Source organism: Pseudohalioglobus sediminis (assembly GCF_008370495.1).
Classification (GTDB): domain Bacteria; phylum Pseudomonadota; class Gammaproteobacteria; order Pseudomonadales; family Halieaceae; genus Halioglobus.
This window is the reverse complement of sequence record NZ_VTUX01000001.1, coordinates 252141-270019: the sequence shown is the minus strand read 5'-3', so window position 1 is coordinate 270019 and position 17879 is coordinate 252141. Positions and strand designations below refer to the sequence as shown.

Here is a 17879-nt window from a genome sequence, read left to right as displayed (position 1 = left end):
TAGGTAAGCCTATGCGCCAAAACAGTAAATGCAGCCTCGCACTGGCCATTGGCCTGACTGTGAACCTGGTACAGGCCGGCGACTATTCACCCCATGTCGCCCCGCAGCCGCCGCGGGCACTACTCTGGGGAGACACCCACCTGCATTCCAGTCTGTCCACGGATGCCTTCGGCTTTGGCGTTACCCTTGGTCCCGAGGCAGCGTACCGTTTCGCCTCCGGTGAGACAGTCACCAGCACGCACGGTGAGCCCGCCCGCCTGGCCCGGCCACTGGATTTTGTGGTGCTGGCGGATCACGCCGAATCCTTTGGCCTGATGAATCGCGTGCAGGCGGGCGATAAGCGGCTCATTGACAACGACAAGGCGGCGCAGTGGCATCGCGTGTTGACGCAGGGTACGCCTGAGGAAAAGCGCGCCCTGCAACGCAAGTTCCTGACCCGGGAGGGGCGCTGGGAAGCGTTCGGGCTGCTGGATAATCTCAGCACGCCGGAACTGGAACTGGATGTATGGAGTGACGCCCTGGCCATTGCCGAGCGCTACAACCGCCCGGGCGTGTTTACCACGCTACTTGGCTATGAGTGGACGTCCGCGCCGGCAGGCAGCAACCTGCATCGCGTGGTGATATTCCGCGATGGCAGTGACAAGGCCGGGCGCATACCACCGCTGTCTTCACAGGCGGACCCTGACCCCCGCTCGCTCTGGTCCCACCTGGGGCGCTACGAGAAAGAGACCGGTGGCCGGGTGCTGGCCATTCCGCACAATGGCAATCTCAGTAACGGGCTGATGTTCCCGGTCGCCGAACGACTCGAGGGCCTGGAAGTCGACGCGGAATATGCAGCGCAGCGCGCGCGCTGGGAACCGGTGGTCGAGGTTACCCAGATCAAGGGTGATGGTGAAACGCACCCCTTGCTGTCGCCGGACGACGAGTTCGCCGACTACGAAACCTGGGACCTGGGCAACTTCGAGGGCAGGCCGAAGACACCGGACATGCTGCCGCGGGAATACGCCCGCGCGGCTTTGCGCAGCGGTCTCGAACTGCAGCGCTCGCTGGGCACCAATCCCTACCAGTTCGGCATGATCGGTGCGACCGATTCCCATACCGGCCTGGCCACGGCGGACGAGGATAATTTCTTCGGCAAGCACAGTGCGGTGGAACCCGGGTCACAGCGCTGGCAACAGCCTGTGGGCCGGGCTGGCGATACTGTGGTGCGCGGCTGGCAGATGGCCGCTTCCGGGTACGCCGCGGTCTGGGCCCGGGAGAACAACCGCGAGTCCGTCTGGGATGCCATCAAGCGTCGCGAAGTCTACGCCACCACCGGTTCACGCATCGCCGTGCGTTTCTTTGGTGGCTGGGAATTCGAACCGGCGGATGCCCGGCGGCCCGATCTCGCCGCTGTAGGTTATGGCAAGGGTGTGCCGATGGGAGGCGAACTCAGCTCCGCTGCCGGGAACGCTCCCGTCTTTCTGGTTGCCGCGAGTCGCGACCCGCTGGGCGCAAACCTCGATCGTATCCAGGTCGTCAAGGGTTGGCTGGACGCAGAGGGCGCAAGCCATGAAAAGGTCTACGATGTGGTCTGGTCGGACGCGCGTAAACCGGGCGCGGATGGCAGCCTGCCCCCTGTGGGTAGCACGGTTGACGAAGCCTCAGCCACCTGGCTAAACAGCATTGGCGAGGCATCGCTGGCGACGGTGTGGCGGGACCCTGACTTCGATCCGCAGCAGGACGCCTTCTACTACGCCCGCGTGCTGGAGATCCCAACGCCGCGCTGGACCGCTTACGACCGTCAGCGCTTCGGGGTTGCCATGGATGCGGACGTGCCCATGTCCACGCAGGAACGGGCTTACACTTCGCCGATCTGGTATCGGGCGGGCCCCGGGGGCTGACCGTGAATACTCTGCGGGTGTGCAGTGGCGATCAGCACCATGCAGGCGAGATTCAGCCCCCCGCGGTGGGCAGCAATAACGAGGCGTGTTTGGTTTACTACCGACTACACTGATGACAGGCAAACTCAGGAGACGATAACAATGCGAACCCGATTAACGACTGGCCGACTGCTGGCACTGCTGCTGGTCTGTTGCGGCCTGGCGCCACTGGCCCAGGGCGCCGACAAACCCAATATCCTGGTGATCTGGGGTGATGACATCGGCTACTGGAATATCAGCCGTTACAGCCTGGGCATGATGGGTTACCCCACGCCCAACATCGACCGCATCGCCAATGAAGGCATGATCTTCACCGACTACTACGGCGAACAGAGCTGTACTGCCGGCCGCTCCGCATTCATCACCGGCCAGCACCCCGTGCGCACCGGCTTGACCAAGGTGGGGATTCCCGGCGCGGACCTGGGCATACAGCCCGAGGACCCGACGCTGGCGGAACTACTCAAGCCTCACGGCTATACCACCGGGCAGTTCGGCAAGAATCACCTGGGCGATCGCGATGAATTCCTGCCCACCAACCACGGTTTCGATGAGTTCTTCGGGAACCTGTACCACCTGAATGCCGAGGAGCAGCCGGAAGACCCTGACTATCCGCAAAACCCTGCTTTCCACGAGCGCTTCGGCCCACGTGGGGTGATCCGCAGCTACGCCGATGGTCGCATAGAGGACTCCGGCCCGCTCACGCGCAAGCGCATGGAAACCGTGGACGAGGAGTTCCTGGCGGCATCCCTGAAGTTTATCGACAAGGCCCACGCCGAGGGCAAGCCCTTCTTCGTCTGGTTCAACTCCACGCGCATGCATTACTACACGCACGTGAAGGAGGAGCAGTTGGGCGCCTCCGGGCAGGGGTTCTACAACGACGGCATGGTGGAGCACGACGGCCATGTAGGCGTGCTGCTGGACAAGCTGGATGAGCTGGGTATTACCGATAACACCATCGTCGTCTATTCCACGGATAACGGCCCGCATTACAACATGTGGCCCGACGCGGCGATCACCCCGTTCCGCGGTGAGAAGAATACCAACTGGGAGGGCGGATTCCGCGTACCGGCGGTGGCGCGTTGGCCCGGCCGTATCGAGCCCGGCAGTGTCAGCAACCAGGTGATGTCACACCTCGACTGGGTGCCGACACTGATGGCGGCGGCGGGCGACAAGGACATTGTCGAGGACCTTAAAAAGGGCAAGCGCGTGGGGTCCAAGAACTTCAAGGTGCACCTGGATGGCTACAATTTCCTCCCCTACCTGACCGGCGGCACAGAAACGGCACCGCGGCGGGAATTCTTTTATTTCAGCGACGATGGCATGCTGACGGCGGTGCGCGTTGGCGACTGGAAGATGGTCGTCGCCGAGCAGCGCGCACAGCGCTTTGATGTCTGGCGCGACCCTTTCGTGCCACTGCGTATCCCGAAGATATTCCACCTGCGCCGTGACCCCTTCGAACGCGCGGACACCGATTCCAATGGTTACAACAACTGGTGGGACAAGAAAGTCGCGCCGGTGGCGATGCAGGGCAGGGTGGCGGTGGAACGCTTTGTGGGCTCGCTGGTGCAGTTCCCCCCGCGGCAGCGTCCCGCTTCCTTCAGCGTGGACCAGGTCATGGAAGCGCTTTACCAGAAATAATTAACGCGTACGGCACAGGGGTCAAGCTTATGCAACAACGCACTCTGACGGCGATACTGACAGCCGCAGCCTTCAACGTCGGTTTGAGTATGCCTGTTCGGGCTGCAGCAGACGCTACTACAGCGTACTCACCCTACGCCGGTCGGGACTATCCGACGCAAGTGCTGTTCGGCGATGTACACGTGCATTCGGGTTTGTCGGCAGACGCCGGTGGCGGCGGTACGCGCCTCATGCCCGGCGATGCCTACCGCTTTGCCCGCGGCGACGAGGTCACCTCCAACACCGGGCTGCCGCTGAAGATTTCCCGGCCCTATGACTTTCTTGCCGTGACCGATCACAGTGACGGCATGGGCGTGATCACCGACATACTGAAAGGTGCGCCCAATATCATGGCTGACCCTTACGGTCGCGAACTCAACGCCGCTTTCAATGAAAGCGGCATGACCGCCAAGAAAGCCATGGTGGGTATGATCGCCCGCTTCGCCCAGGGCGACGTGCCCGCGGCACTCAACTACCAGCCTGGCAATCCCGCCTACCGTTCTGCCTGGGAGGATACCGTTGCGGCCGGTCAGGAATTCAACGAACCGGGCCGCTTTACCACCCTGTTCGGCTTTGAGTGGACGTCCCTGGTCAACGGCAACAACCTGCACCGCGTGGTGCTGATGCGGGATGACGCCGCAGTGGCGAAACAAGTCGAACCCTACACCACCACACCACCGGTGGGCAGCCCGAACCCCCGCGACCTGTGGCGCTGGATGCAGGACTGGGAATCCACTACCGGGGGGCAGATGCTGGCCATCCCCCACAACGGTAACCTGTCCAATGGCTGGATGTTCCCGCTGGTGGATGATTTCCAGGACGGCAAGGCCCTGGACGTTGAGTACGCGCGTACCCGGCAGCGATGGGAGCCGCTGGTGGAAGTGTCGCAGCACAAGGGTGACGGCGAATCCCACCCACTGCTGTCAACGGATGACGAGTTTGCCGACTTCGAGACCTGGGATATGGGCAATCTCGATGTCAGCGAGGCCAAGACCCCCGAGATGTTGCCGGCAGAGTACGCGCGCTCCGGCCTCAAGCGTGGCCTGGAACTCGGTAAGGCTCTGGGCGTGAACCCTTACAAGTTCGGCATGATCGGTTCCACCGATACGCACCTGGCTGCCTCCACCGCACGCGAGGAAAACTTCTTCAGCAAGAATACGCCTGAAGAACCCAGGCCGGAGCGGGCCACGGCAATCGGCAAGCAGAACAAGGAACTGGGCCTGGTCCGCCATGGCTGGCAAACCTCCGCCGGCAGCCTGGTAGCTGTTTGGGCCAGGGAAAATACGCGTGGAGAAGTGTTCGACGCCATGCAGCGTCGCGAGGTCTACGCCACCACCGGTACCCGCATCCGCGTGCGTTTCTTTGGCGGCTATGGCTTTGCCGCCGCGGATGGGCGACGCCGCGATATCGCCCGCGTCGGCTATGCCAAAGGCGTACCCATGGGCGGCGACCTGCCTGCAGCCAGCAAGGGTAGCGCCCCCAGTTTCCTGGTAGCCGCCATGCGCGATCCCGACGGCGCCAACCTGGATCGGGTACAGGTGATCAAGGGCTGGCTGGATGACGAGGGCAGGGCGCAGGAGAAAGTCTACGACGTGGCCTGGTCCGGAGACCGGGTCCCCGGTGACGATGGCAAACTGCCCCCGGTGGGCAATACGGTTGACCTGTCAGTGCCGACCTGGACCAACACCATCGGCGCTGCAGAACTGACAACCGTGTGGACAGATCCCGCTTTCGACCCCGCTCAGGATGCTTTCTATTACGCCCGGGTGATCGAAATACCCACGCCGCGCTGGACAGCTTACGACCAGGCCCGTTTCGGTATCGATTTGCCCGATGATATCCCCCTGGTCCTGCAGGAGCGTGCCTATACGTCCCCCATCTGGTACACCGGCCGGCCCAGATGATGTCGCCCATGGGCAGGCGCGGCGGTAATTTGCCTCTGGCCTGTCACTCCATCGCAAATTCCTGTCGCCAATTCCAAAGTGCCTTACGATGCTGATGGTAGTGTTGCATAGCCGCAAATAATATAAACAGAGGGAAATTCTTATGCGCAACATTGCATTCCATCGTCTTACACCTATTGCCATGGCGCTCACCCTGGCGCCTTGTGCGCCACTGATGGCACAACAATTGATGCTGGAAGAAGTGGTCGTGACCGCGCAGAAACGCGAGCAAAGCCTGCAGGACGTGCCCATCGCCGTCGCGGCGATGAGCGGCGACAAGATCGAGGACATCGGCATTACCGACCTCGAGCAGGTGGCGCTGTACATTCCCAATGTGAGTATCAACCAGGGCCAGGCTACCTCCAATATCTTTATCCGCGGCGTGGGCTCAGGCACTAACCAGGGTTTCGAGCAGTCGGTGGGTCTGTACATAGACGGCCTGTATTCCGGCCGGGGGCAACTGGCGAAAGTGCCGCTGACCCTGGATCTTGAGCGTGTGGAAATTCTCAAGGGCCCGCAGGGCATCCTGTTCGGCAAGAACACCATCGGCGGGGCCATCAATATCACCACGGCGCGCCCTGACTTCGAGACCGGCGGTCTCGTCGAGGCCCTCTATGACCCGGACCACGGTGAACAGATACTGACCGGCGTGCTGACCGGTGGCCTCAGCGATAACCTGGCTGGCCGCCTGGCTGTGCGCTATGAGGGCATGGACGGCTGGTGGGAAAACGAGACCCTGGACGAGGAGGGGCCCGATAAGGACAACCTGTTCATTCGCGGCAGCCTGCTCTGGGAGGCCACGGATACCCTCGAGATCATCGCCAAGTACGAGCACGGCGATTTCGAAACTCTCGGCCGCCCGCAGGTGGTATACCAATCAGACCAGCCGACCAACTACCTCGGTCAGTCGCCCTTCCCGGTGTTGGATGACCATGACCGTGGCGCCGGTGACATCCTGGATACCGACGATACCGAACTCGATGTGGCCCTGTTGACCCTCAACTGGGATGTCGGCATGGGCACCTTCACATCTATCACCGGTTATGCGACTTACGATACCGAGCGCAACACCAACAGCGACATTGCCGCGACGGCCTCGCTCAACCGCCTGCAGGAAGAAGAGTACGACCAGTTCAGCCAGGAAGTCAGGCTGGTGTCTCCCGGTGGCGAGACCCTTGACTGGATCGTGGGCGCCTATTACCAGAGTTCGGAACTGTCCGTATCCAAGACCAACACCGACATTGATTTCCTCCTCTCCGGGCCGTTGTCTGTGCCGGCGCTGACGGCGACCACGGACCAGCGCATCCCCACGCAGTTCGACCAGGATTCAACCAGTTGGGCGGTGTTTGGCCAGGGCACCTATGCGCTGACTGACACCCTGCGACTGGGTTTGGGCGTGCGTTATAACGAAGAAGAGAAGGAACTCGACAAGGCGAGCACCAACCCGGGGCTGGGCGCACGCCTCACTGCGGATTTCGTGGTGCTGGCCAACCCCGCCAACAATATTCTTATCGAGGACCTGCGCAGCCACTCATTCCAGGGGCTCAAGCGCGATGAGGACAAGTTCACCTGGTCTGCCAACCTGCAGTGGGACGCAACCGACGACTCGATGCTCTACGCCAGTGTCAGCACCGGATACAAAGGCGGCGGCTTTGATGAGGCCTACAGCAACTCGGGGCCAACTGTGCGTACCGGCAATATTTTCACCGGAGAGCCCGACGGCGGCGTGGTGGAGACCGGCGTGGACAGTTCCATTCTCAACTACGATGAAGAGACGGTGCTGGCCTACGAACTCGGCGCCAAGATGACTCTGGCGGACGGCGCGGCGAACCTGAATCTCGCCGTTTTCCGCATGGAGTATGATGATCTCCAGGTCAGTTCCCTCGTGGGTGACGTGTTCCGCGTCGGCAACGCCGGCGAATCCGTCAGCCAGGGCGTGGAAGTCGACGGCCGCTGGCTGCTGGCCGAGGGCTTTACCCTCGGCGGCGCGGTAGCCTATCTCGACGCCACTTACGACACGTTTACCGGCGCCACCTGTACCGTGCCCCAGGTCTCCGATCCGGTGGCCAATCCCGGCTGCCTGAACCAGGACGGCACTAACATCGCCCCCGGCGAAAGTGGTGGGCAGGACCTCAGCGGCGAGACCCTGTTGTTTGCACCGGAGTGGAGTGGCAACCTCAACGCGGAATGGATACTGCCGCTTGGCGACAACCTAGAGCTGCGCAACAACCTCGACGTCAACTTCACCAGCAGTTTCTACTCCTCGCTGGACCTGGACCCCAACACCGAGCATGATTCCGCGACCAAGGTGAACCTGCGCATTGCGCTTGCCAGTGTCGCCGATACCTGGTCGCTCGCGGTGATTGGCAAGAACCTGACGGACGAAAAGACCATGGTCTGGCGCAATGACGTCGCACTGACTGACAGCAACAGCTACTTCGGGGTGCCGGAGCGGGGTCGCTCCATAGCTGTGCAGGCCCGCTACCGCTTCTGATCTTCGCAGGCGGCGCCGGCCCTTGATCAGGGGCTGCGCCGCGCTGGCCACTCTCGGCCTGGTCTTGCACGTTATCCGGGCGATACTTACTCGCCCAGGTATTTCTTCACCTCATTGCGCCACGCCGGTGTCCTGCGTACGACCAGTAGCGCCTGGTTGACTGCCTCGTCCAGTTCGCTGGCCGGTTGCATGGCAAAACCATAGTTCTGGTTGTCGAACTTGTAGGGCAGCACTGACAGCCTGTCGTAGATGCCTTGTTTCCTGCCCTCGAGAATGGTGTAACGCAGGAATGCGGCATCTGACACCACCGCATCCAGTTGCCCGGCGTCCAGTTCGCGCATCATCTCTTCCAGGTCCGGTTTGCGCAGATGCGGGATGCCGTTGTCCTGCAAAAACTTGGACGAGGTCGAATCCTGCAGCGCTGCCACGCGTACGTTGTTCAGGTCCTGCAGGCCGGTCACATTGGAACGCATTGCATCCAGGGTGAATGCGCTGGCCAGTATTGCGGTGATGGCGGCAATCAGGAAGGTGCTGCTCAATGCCAGCACGGCGGCCAGCACCCGCGCGGTCATGGTGCTGAATTCGTAAAACTTGATCGGCCCCTGGGTGACGAACATCAGGCCGACGATAAACGCCTCCGCCAGACGTCCCGGACGGGTCTCCGATGAATACAGTTTTGGCGTGCGCCTGCGTTCCAGCAGGTACAGCACACCGCCTACCAGTGCGGCAACGCCAATAACAATGGCCAGCGCTCTCCATATGGCAGCGCTGCCAAAAAAGCCACGCAGCATATCCATGAACGTGTGTTCGCGTACGACGATACCAGTGTAGGTTTCATGAAAGGAATGTGAGAAGTCGATAAGTTTCTCCCGTTCCGCGGTAATGGACAGGCAGGATATGCCGACATCGGTACGGGTCGGACTCATCGAGCGCGATTCCGATATGGCACTGAGCATATCGCTCAGCGGCAGTTCGTAGAGCTCGTATTGCAGGCCGATCTGTGCGGCAACCTGCTGCCAGAGGAACACGCCAAGACCGCTGAGTTCCCCGTTTTCACTGATGACGAAAGGCGGGCAGGGGGCGGCGGCAACGCGTATCCTGCTTTCTTTTGCTGGTTCGGCGGCGGCTGGACCTGTCTGCGCTGCGCTCATCAGCGGCGCCAGCAGCAGGATGAGCGGGAGCAGTAAATGCGCCGCCGGGATCAGGGTACGCCGAATGATCAGTGACTGGCACATCCATGACAGGTATCTGTTCAAGGTATTGCTCACTTCTGCAGTGTTTACCGGTTTGTATTCTGGACCAGTATGCAGGGATCGTATAGTTTTTGTCCTTCAGGGCGGGTGCCAGCCCCCGCGGCCGGATTTGCTGTTTCCGTGGGCAGCCCGCTACCGCCAGCTGGTACACTCGTCGTTGTCGCGATGTAATGGAGTGGTTATGTGGTTTCGTAAATCCTGTCAACGCAAGCGGGCGCTGCCCGCTGCAACCTGGTTCTGCCTGCTCTGCCTGGGGTTCAGCAGCGGTACATGGGCGCAGTACGAGCCGGCCCGCAATCTTGACCCTGCCTCGGCCAGTATCCGCCTGGGCACGCAGTTCCAGGACGATGCCTGGCTGGTCTACACCTACGATATCGATGTGCAGGGCAACGTCACCAACGCCGCCATACGGCGTTCCAATGGCGTCACCGAAGTGGAGACGGCGGTGCTCGACCAGGTTCGATCAATGCGCTTCCAGCCCGCAACCCGCGGCGGCACGCCGGTGCAGTCCTCCGCCAACCCGGTGATTTTTACCTGGATTCTCGACAAGCAGCGGGAGATGGGGCCCGCCTTCGCGGAGCGCTCTACCGAGGCCTGGGACCTTTTCGCCAGCGGTGATTATGCCGCGGCCGGTACCATCGCCAGCGAGCTGCTGGCGTTTCCGGGGCGCAACGCCCTCGAGGAGGTCAAGGCCAGCCTGCTGGCCGCGGCGGTGTCGCATCGCCTCGGCGACAATGGCGCCGAGACGCGCCACCTCGGTCGCGTAATGGAATTGCAATCGCTGGCACTGGACAATAATTTTCGCCACGGCTACGTACCCACGGAACAGTACCTCAAAGTATTGAGCCGCCTGGTCACGCTGCATGCGGAGGGCAACCGGCTGGGTGATGCGGGTGTGGTACTGGATCGGATGCAGGCGCTCGCCCGGGGCGAGCCGGTGGTGCAGCAGGCCGCGGCGCGATACGTGGAAGCGGAGAATTTCTTTCGCAACAACCAGGATGTCGCCGCAGCCGGTGAACTGGTGGCCCTCTACCCCGGGGGGGCGGCTACCTGGAAACTGCGCCTGACACGGGACCAGTTTTACATCTCTGACGTGAGCGGCAGCGTCAGCTCGGTCTTCCTGATCTGTGCCCAGGGCCAGCGTGTGATGGCCCGGTCCAGCAAACAACCCTGGCGTGTGCCGGCGGGATGGGACCAGTGCAAAGTGGACGTCTCGGGCACGGTGGGTACCCGGCTGCTACTGCACCAGGTTTCCTCCTGAGCGAGGTTCAGCCGGCCAGCAGTTCCCTGACCCGGGCGCGGTAGCCGCGGCTCACCTTCAGTTGTGCGCCACCCTCGAGAGAGAGCATATATTCGCCGTTGCCCAGGGTCTGGGCGCCACTGATGTAGTCGGTATTGACCAGGGTAGAACGGTGTACGCGCAGGAATCGCGCCGGATTCAGCATGGCTTCCAGCTGTTTCATGGTGATGCGCATGATATGGGTCTCGCCATCGGCGTGCACGCACATGTAGTCGCCGGCGGCGTCTATCCAGTGAATATCATCGATTTTTACCAGGTGAATGTCGGCACCGTCCTTGATCACCAGTTTGTCCGGCCACTGGGGCAGGCCGCGCTGCGCCTGCGCCATTTCCTCGATCGAGGAAGCGCTGGCGCCGGTCAGGCCCATCATCAGCTCCATGAGGCGCTGTTTGGTGCGCTCTGACTCTTCCTGTGAATGGTGTGCCACGGCGCGATCAATCGCCTCGTGCAAGCGGTCGTCGTCGATGGGTTTCAGCACGTAGTCCACCGCATGCACCTTGAATGCCTCCACTGCGTACTGGTCAAATGCGGTAACGAAGATAATCATGGGCATTTGCCCGGCCTGCAGTTTGCGCACCACGTCGAAGCCATCCATGCCCGGCATCTGTATGTCCAGGAAAACCAGGTCCGGCGAGTGCGCGGCGATGGCCTCCAGGGCCTCACGACCGTTGGCACATTCGCTGACCACGTCGACGCCTGGAATCTGCTGCAGTCGCAGCGCCAGCCCGCGTCGGGCCAGCGATTCGTCATCCACAATGATTGCGCTAAGGTTGTTCATGAGGCCCGGTTTCCAAATTCCAGCGGTATGTTTATGTCGATGGTGAGGCCGTGGGGTTCAGTCCTGCAGAGCTCAAAAGACTGTTGCTCGCCATAGATTTCCTTGAGCCGCTCGCGGCAGTTTACCAGTCCCACCCCGCCCGATTTGGCCGGCGACTTGCCGTTGAGTTCGATGCCGGGTCCGTCATCGGCGACCTGCAGGTGCAGGCGCTGGCCCTGCTGCTGTGCCGACACGGCTATGCGGCCGCCGTTGATCGCCTGGGCAATGGCGTACTTGATCGCATTTTCAACCAGTGGCTGCAGCAACAGGCTGGGCATCAGGGCGTCGCTGACCGCCTCATCGACGTCAAAGTGCAGTTGCAGGCGCTCGTCAAAGCGCACTTTCTCGATATCAAGGTAAAGGCGCAGCGCTTCCATCTCTTCTGTCACCGACACCTTCTGCATCGGGTCGTTATCCAGCGTATAGCGTAGGAAGCGGCTCAGGCGTGTCACCATGACATTGGCCAACTCGTTGTCGCGGTCGAGAATCAGCGTGGAGATTGCATTGAGTGTGTTGAACAGGAAGTGCGGGTTGAGCTGGTAGCGCAGCATCTTCAGTTGCGCCTCGTGGGCCATGGACACCGCCTTGAGACCGCGTTCCTTTTCTTCCTGGGCCAGCATGTAGTTCTTGATGCCGAAGTACAGGGCGCTCCACACCAGCATGACCCAGAAAGCGGAGATGGCGCCGTCGAAGTAGGAGAGTAACTCCATACCGTGTTGCTCCGTGACTTTCCGCTGCTCCGGGTAAAAGTGGTAAAACACGGTGCCGCGCACTGCCATCCACACCAGTCCGGCGGCGTAGGAGCCGGCAACAATGGCGACGATGCGCCGGGTGATTTCCATCTCCCACATGTGCCGGTACAGCGCGCGCAGGACCAGGGTAAGCAGCATGCCGATGGTGGCGATAAAGGGCAGGTAGAGATAGTACATCTCCGGTGGCCTGCCCCACATGATAACGCCGAGGTAAAACGACATGGCCCAGCCGCTCCAGCCGGCCAGCTGTAGCAGCCAGAAAAGCTGGCGTTTGTCCTTGAGCATTTCCTGCATATTCATGCGGCCATTATACGGGTGCAATCTGACTTGCTGTTGCAGTTTGTCGCAGCGTGCATGCTGTTCGTCTCAGTCCTGCGCATTCTGCTGCTTGCGCCAGAGTGCGGCGTAGCTGCCATCGCTTGCCAGCAGGCCATCGTGTGTGCCCGATTCAATGACACGGCCCTGTTCCAGCACCACGATGCGATCCGCGTCCACCACCGTTGACAGGCGGTGCGCAATCACCAGCGAGGTGTGGCCCTGGGCAATTTCGCGCAAGGCCCCCAGGATCGCCTGTTCGGAATGGCTGTCCAGCGAGGAAGTGGCCTCGTCAAAGACCATGATCGGGGGGCGCTTGAGAATTGTGCGGGCAATGGAGACGCGCTGCTTCTCGCCACCCGACAGTTTCAGGCCGCGTTCCCCCACCAGGGTGTCTGCACCGGCAGGTAGTGAGTCAATGAATGCGTCGAGGTGGGCGAGGCGTATGGCCTCGCGCACAGACTCATCGCTGGCATCCGGTGCGCCGTAGCGCACGTTTTCAAAGATAGTGTCATTAAACAGCACTGTGTCCTGGGGCACGATGCCGATAGCCTGGCGCAGGCTGCCCTGGGTAACCCGGCTGATATCCTGGCCGTCGATGGTAATGCAGCCGGCATCCGGGTCGTAGAAGCGGAACAGGAGTTTGACCAGGGTTGATTTACCGGAGCCACTGGGGCCGACCACCGCGACCTTCTCGCCCGGCGACACGGCCAGGTCGACGCCGTGCAGAATCTGGCGTTCGGCCGTATAACCAAAACTGACGTCCTGGAAGCGAATTGCGCCGCGGGTCTGGACCAGCTGCCCGGCACCGGGGCGGTCCACCACCTTCGGCTTGATAGCCAGTAGTTCAAACATATTCTCAATGTTGGCCATCGAACCCTTTATCTCGCGGAACACGAAACCGAGGAACCCGAGCGGCAGGAACAGCTGGATCATAAACTGGTTGATGAGTACGAAATCGCCGAGGGTAAGCGTGCCGGCTCTTACCTGCCAGGCCGCGAGCCCGATCATCGCGGTCTGGGAAATGGCGATGATCAGCGCCTGGCCGCCGTTGAGGCCAAACAGCGACAGTCGGTTCTTGCGCCGTGCCTGCTCCCAGCGGGCCAGCTCGCGGTCATAGCGCTCTGCCTCAAACGCCTCGTTGGTGAAGTATTTTACCGTTTCAAAATTGAGCAGGCTGTCTACCGCCCGGGTGTTACTGGCCGAATCCGCCGCGTTCATTTCCCGCACGAAGCGCGTGCGCCACTCCGTGGCATACAGTGAAAACAGGCCGTAGCTGAACACGGCGACCAGGGTGATGAGGGCGAAGCCTGCGCCGTAGTTGAACAGCAGGATCCCGACCACCATGGTGATTTCAAAGAGCGTGGGTGCGATGTTGAACACGAAAAAGCGCATCAGGAAACTGATGCCTGTGGTGCCGCGCTCGATGTCCCTGGCGAGGCCGCCGGTGCGCCGGTTGAGGTGGTAGTCCAGGTCCAGCGCATGTACGTGGCGAAACACCTGCAGGCCTATGCGGCGCATGGCGCGCTCGGTGACCCGGCCGAAGATGGTGTCGCGCAGTTCGCCGAAGAAGACGTTGGCAAAGCGTGCGCCGCCGTAGGCCAGTACCATGCCCAGTAACAGGGTGGGTGCCAGCGCGGCGAGATCGGCGCCGTCGAGCGCATCCACCAGGTTCTTCAGCAGGAAAGGGATCACCAGAATGGCCGCTTTCGCCAGCACCAGGCAGGCAAGCGCCCACAGCACGCGCTGGCGCGACTCCAGCAGGTAGGGAATCAGGTGTTTGACGATGCGCCAGTTTATCCTGGCGCCGGGCTCGGTATCGTGATGACTGGGGCGCATCGAGGCATCTTACGGGGTTTTGGCGCTGGCGTCAGACAGCTTTGTGGTGTGCGGCGCGGTCTAGGTGGCAACCATCCTGCGGCGCAGGAAGGCAATCTGCGTGGCCAGCGGCAGATCCTTGGGGCACATGTCCTCGCAGCCCAGCAGGGTCATGCAGCCGAAGACACCGGAGTCGTCACCCACCAGTTGGTAAAAGTCCGCGTCACTGCGCTGGTCACGCGGGTCGAGTCGAAAGCGGGTAATCTGGTTGAGACCGACGGCGCCGGCGAAATCCTCGCGCATTTGCGCAGTGCCGCAGGCGGCGATACAACAACCGCACTCGATACAGCGCTCCAGTTCATAGAGCTGCTGCGCCAGCGCGGGTTCCATCGGTGCTTCCATGACGTCGAGATCAAGCTGCTCCAGGCCCTCGGCATGCACCCAGGTTTCCAGGCGCTCGGCCATGCCGCGCATCCATTTCCCGGTGTTGACGGACAGGTCCGCGATGAGTTCAAAACCCGGTAGCGGGGCCAGGGTGATGGTGTCGGGCAGGTCGCGGGTGAGCGTGCGACAGGCCAGGCCCGGGCGGCCGTTGATGATCATGCCGCAGCTGCCGCAGATGCCGGCGCGGCAAACAAAGTCAAATTGCAGTGATGGATCCTGCTCCTCGCGGATCAGGTTCAGGGCCACGAACAGGGTCATGGCGTCGGCTTCTTCCACCTCAAAGGCCTGCATGCGCGGTGTCGATTCCGGGTCATGTGGATTGTGCCGCAATACATTGATGTTGAGCGTGCGCTGCTGGCGCACCGGGATCGTGTTCATGTGTCGTCTCCCAGGCGCTGGTTGGGTCCGCGAAAGCAACTCGGCAGCAGGTGCAGAAACGGCATCAGCTGTTGCTGGCGGTCGGTGTCACCGGCATCGGCCAGGAGTTGCTGTATCTGTGCCTGCCGGGTTGCGGTGTCCGGGTGCTCAATATAGTCGCGGGCACCATAGCCGCGCCAGCCCGGGGGCAATTCCATGCCCATGATGTCCAGGTCCTCGTAAGCGATGGTGGGCAGTTCGTCGTCATCCCCCGGCCAGCTGGCCAGGGTCCGCTTCATCCATTGCAGGTCATCGCGGCGCGGAAAATCGTCGCGAAAGTGTGCGCCGCGACTCTCTGTGCGCAGCAGCGCGCCGCGGGCCACACACAGGGCCAGCTTGAGCATGCGCGGCAGGCGGTACGCGGCAACCAGTTCCGGGTTGGCGCCCCGGGCCGCGCTGCGAATACCGATCCCGGCGGCCCGCTTTTGCAGCGCCTGCAGCGCTTCGACCGCAGATTCCAGCTTGTCACCGTTGCGAAAGATGCCGACCCGGTCGGTCATGGTTTCCTGCATGGCCCGGGTCAGTTCCACCGCGCTCTCTTTGCCGCCGCAGTTGGCCAGGGATTTGAGTTTGTCCGCCTCGCGGTTGAGGAAATCGCGCGCCAGCGCGGTGGAGAACTGCAGCTGGCCGGCATCGGATTCACAGAAGTCGGCCATGGCTTCGCCTACGATCATGCCCGCGACCACGGTCTCGGCGACGGAGTTGCCACCGAGCCGGTTAAAACCGTGCATGTCCCAGCAGGCGGCCTCGCCGACGGCAAACAGGCCCTTGAGCTGCGGGCTCTGGCCCAGTGGGTTGGTGCGCACGCCACCCATGGAGTAGTGCTGTGCCGGGCGCACGGGGATCAGTTCCCTGGCCGGGTCGATGCCGAGGAAGTACTGGCAGATTTCCTTGACCTCGCGCAGCTGGTCATTGATGTGCTCGGCGCCGAGCAGGCGGATGTCCAGCCACAGGTGCTCGCCGAAACGGCTGCGGGCGCCGTGGCCTGCGGCGATGTGCTCCTCCATGCGCCGGGACACGACATCCCGGGACGCCAGTTCGCGTTTCTCGGGCTCGTAGTCGGGCATGAAACGGTGTTCGTTGCCGTCCAGCAGCAAGCCGCCGTCGCCGCGACAACCCTCGGTGACCAGGATCCCCGCCGGGAAGATGCCGGTGGGATGAAACTGCACTGCCTCCATATTGCCGAGGGTGGCGAGGCCGGTTTCCAGGGCAATGGCTGCGCCCATACCTTCGTTGATGACCGCGTTGGTGGACACGCGATAGATGCGGCCAAAGCCGCCGCTGGCTATACAGGTGGCCCTGGCCATATAGGCCACCAGTTCGCCGGTAATGAGATTGCGCACCACGGCACCGGCACAGCGCTCACCCTCGTGAATCAGGGCGATAGCCTCGGTGCGTTCGTGCACGGGAATACCGGCAGCGATGGCCTGGTTGCTCATGGTGTAGAGCATGGCGTGGCCGGTACCGTCAGAGACGTAACAGGCACGCCACTTGGCGGTACCGCCAAAATTGCGGCTGGTGATCAGGCCGTGGGCGTTGTCCGCCTCGGTAATGGTCTTCTGCCTGCCGTCCTCGCTGATAGTGTGTTCACCGCGCTGTACGCGGCTCCAGGGCACCCCCCAGGCGGCGAGTTCGCGGATGGCCTTGGGCGCGGTGTGGGCGAACATGCGCACCACCTCCTGGTCTGCACCCCAGTCCGAACCGCGCACGGTGTCAGCGAAGTGCAGGTCCTCGTTGTCGCCAGCCCCGCCGAGGCAGTTACCCAGGCTCGCCTGCATGCCGCCCTGGGCCGCCGCGGAGTGGGAGCGCTTGGCCGGCACCAGGCTGAGCACGATGACGTCGTTGCCGCGCCGGCGTGCGCCGATGGCAGCGCGCTGCCCGGCCAGGCCCCCGCCGATAACCAGTACGTCGGTGTAGATGATTTGCATCAGCGCGCTGCCCCGTGAATGGCCGGGTCATAGCGCTCACCGGCGTAAGGTGCGTGTTCCGCACCGATGCGCATATAGGTAACCAGGGAAGCGGTGCCCAGGCAGAGGTAGAATGCCACGATGCAGTAGACAGTCAGCTTGATGCGGCCGCGCCAGAGGCCGGAAGTGGCGGCGGAAAAGGGCCCCCATTTCATTGCCAGGCGATAGATACCGATGCCCGCGTGTACATGCACCACCAACAACAGGAAAGCATAGAGAATCCAGAAACGGCCGCTCCAGATCCGGTCGGAGGACGCGTAGGGGCCGATGTTGTCAGGTTGCACCATGACCACCAGCAGGTGCACGGAAGCCAGGAAAAACAGCAGGAAGCCGGTAATGACCTGCACCACCCACAGCGTGGTGTCCAGGTGACGGATGCTGCCGACATGCTGGTTCAGGCGCTGGTACTGCCGGTAGCTGGCGGGAAACTTGCGCAGGGCCAGCAGTGCGTGCAGGGCAATCAGCAGAAACACGATCGCGGCAGCAGCGGAGACGAGGAGCGGGTAGGGTTGGCCGAACAGGTGCTCGCCCTCGAACATTTTCGTCACCCACAGCATGGCATCCTTGCCTAGCAGGATGCTGGATTCGAAAAACATGTGGCCCCAGATGAACAGTACCAGTAGCAGGCCACTGAGGCTTTGCAGCAGGTCCAGTCTCGCGGGCCAGCGATTGAGCGTGTGTTGCATTCCCGGGCACTCCGCCAGCTTGCCCCGTATTCTAGTCGGGCTATAGCCGTTGCGCCTTTGTCATGGCTCAAGAA

At 62.1% G+C, this 17879-nt stretch carries 12 protein-coding genes; 5 read left to right on the top strand and 7 right to left on the bottom strand.

The features are described from left to right. Positions 1 to 11 precede the first annotated feature (11 nt). From F0M18_RS01145 to F0M18_RS01130, 4 genes are all read left to right on the top strand, one after another. The gene (locus tag F0M18_RS01145; protein WP_149609550.1) at positions 12 to 1883 is read left to right on the top strand and encodes a DUF3604 domain-containing protein; all 1872 of its coding nucleotides are present in this window, start codon (positions 12 to 14) and stop codon (positions 1881 to 1883) included. A gap of 141 nt (positions 1884 to 2024) precedes the next feature. After that, a complete protein-coding gene (locus F0M18_RS01140; protein WP_149609549.1) occupies positions 2025 to 3560 on the top strand; it encodes an arylsulfatase in 1536 nt (511 codons plus the stop codon). A gap of 29 nt (positions 3561 to 3589) precedes the next feature. Continuing rightward, on the top strand, positions 3590 to 5503 hold the full coding sequence (locus tag F0M18_RS01135; RefSeq protein ID WP_149609548.1) for a DUF3604 domain-containing protein: 1914 nt from the start codon (positions 3590 to 3592) through the stop codon (positions 5501 to 5503). A gap of 142 nt (positions 5504 to 5645) precedes the next feature. Further along, complete coding sequence (locus F0M18_RS01130; protein ID WP_149609547.1) at positions 5646 to 8036, top strand: TonB-dependent receptor; 2391 nt, start codon at positions 5646 to 5648, stop codon at positions 8034 to 8036. A gap of 86 nt (positions 8037 to 8122) precedes the next feature. On the opposite strand, the gene F0M18_RS01125 is transcribed toward F0M18_RS01130, so the two are convergent. Then, positions 8123 to 9292 (bottom strand): transporter substrate-binding domain-containing protein, encoded by a 1170-nt coding sequence (locus F0M18_RS01125; RefSeq protein WP_188109542.1) that lies wholly within the window; start codon positions 9290 to 9292, stop codon positions 8123 to 8125. 178 nt (positions 9293 to 9470) lie between these two features. On the opposite strand from F0M18_RS01125, the gene F0M18_RS01120 reads away from it, so the two are divergent. Next, positions 9471 to 10550 (top strand): energy transducer TonB, encoded by a 1080-nt coding sequence (locus F0M18_RS01120; protein WP_188109541.1) that lies wholly within the window; start codon positions 9471 to 9473, stop codon positions 10548 to 10550. Positions 10551 to 10557: 7 nt separating this feature from the next. Here the strand turns inward: F0M18_RS01120 and F0M18_RS01115 are convergent, their stop codons facing one another. From F0M18_RS01115 to F0M18_RS01090, 6 genes are all read right to left on the bottom strand, one after another. Beyond that, entirely contained in the window at positions 10558 to 11367 is an 810-nt protein-coding gene (locus F0M18_RS01115) for a LytR/AlgR family response regulator transcription factor (RefSeq protein WP_149609544.1), read from the bottom strand. Continuing rightward, entirely contained in the window at positions 11364 to 12458 is a 1095-nt protein-coding gene (locus F0M18_RS01110) for a sensor histidine kinase (RefSeq protein WP_149609543.1), read from the bottom strand. Before F0M18_RS01110 ends, F0M18_RS01115 begins: the two co-directional genes overlap by 4 nt. A 66-nt stretch (positions 12459 to 12524) precedes the next feature. Further along, the gene (locus F0M18_RS01105) at positions 12525 to 14312 is read right to left on the bottom strand and encodes an ABCB family ABC transporter ATP-binding protein/permease (protein WP_149609542.1); all 1788 of its coding nucleotides are present in this window, start codon (positions 14310 to 14312) and stop codon (positions 12525 to 12527) included. Between the two features lie 60 nt (positions 14313 to 14372). Further along, on the bottom strand, positions 14373 to 15113 hold the full coding sequence (locus F0M18_RS01100) for a fumarate reductase iron-sulfur subunit (RefSeq protein ID WP_149609541.1): 741 nt from the start codon (positions 15111 to 15113) through the stop codon (positions 14373 to 14375). Beyond that, positions 15110 to 17080: a fumarate reductase flavoprotein subunit gene (locus F0M18_RS01095; protein WP_149609540.1), complete on the bottom strand. Its 1971-nt coding sequence runs from the start codon at positions 17078 to 17080 to the stop codon at positions 15110 to 15112. Before F0M18_RS01095 ends, F0M18_RS01100 begins: the two co-directional genes overlap by 4 nt. Beyond that, on the bottom strand, positions 17080 to 17805 hold the full coding sequence (locus tag F0M18_RS01090) for a fumarate reductase cytochrome b subunit (RefSeq protein ID WP_149609539.1): 726 nt from the start codon (positions 17803 to 17805) through the stop codon (positions 17080 to 17082). The genes F0M18_RS01095 and F0M18_RS01090 overlap by 1 nt, the downstream gene beginning before the upstream one ends. Between the last annotated feature and the right edge of the window lie 74 nt (positions 17806 to 17879).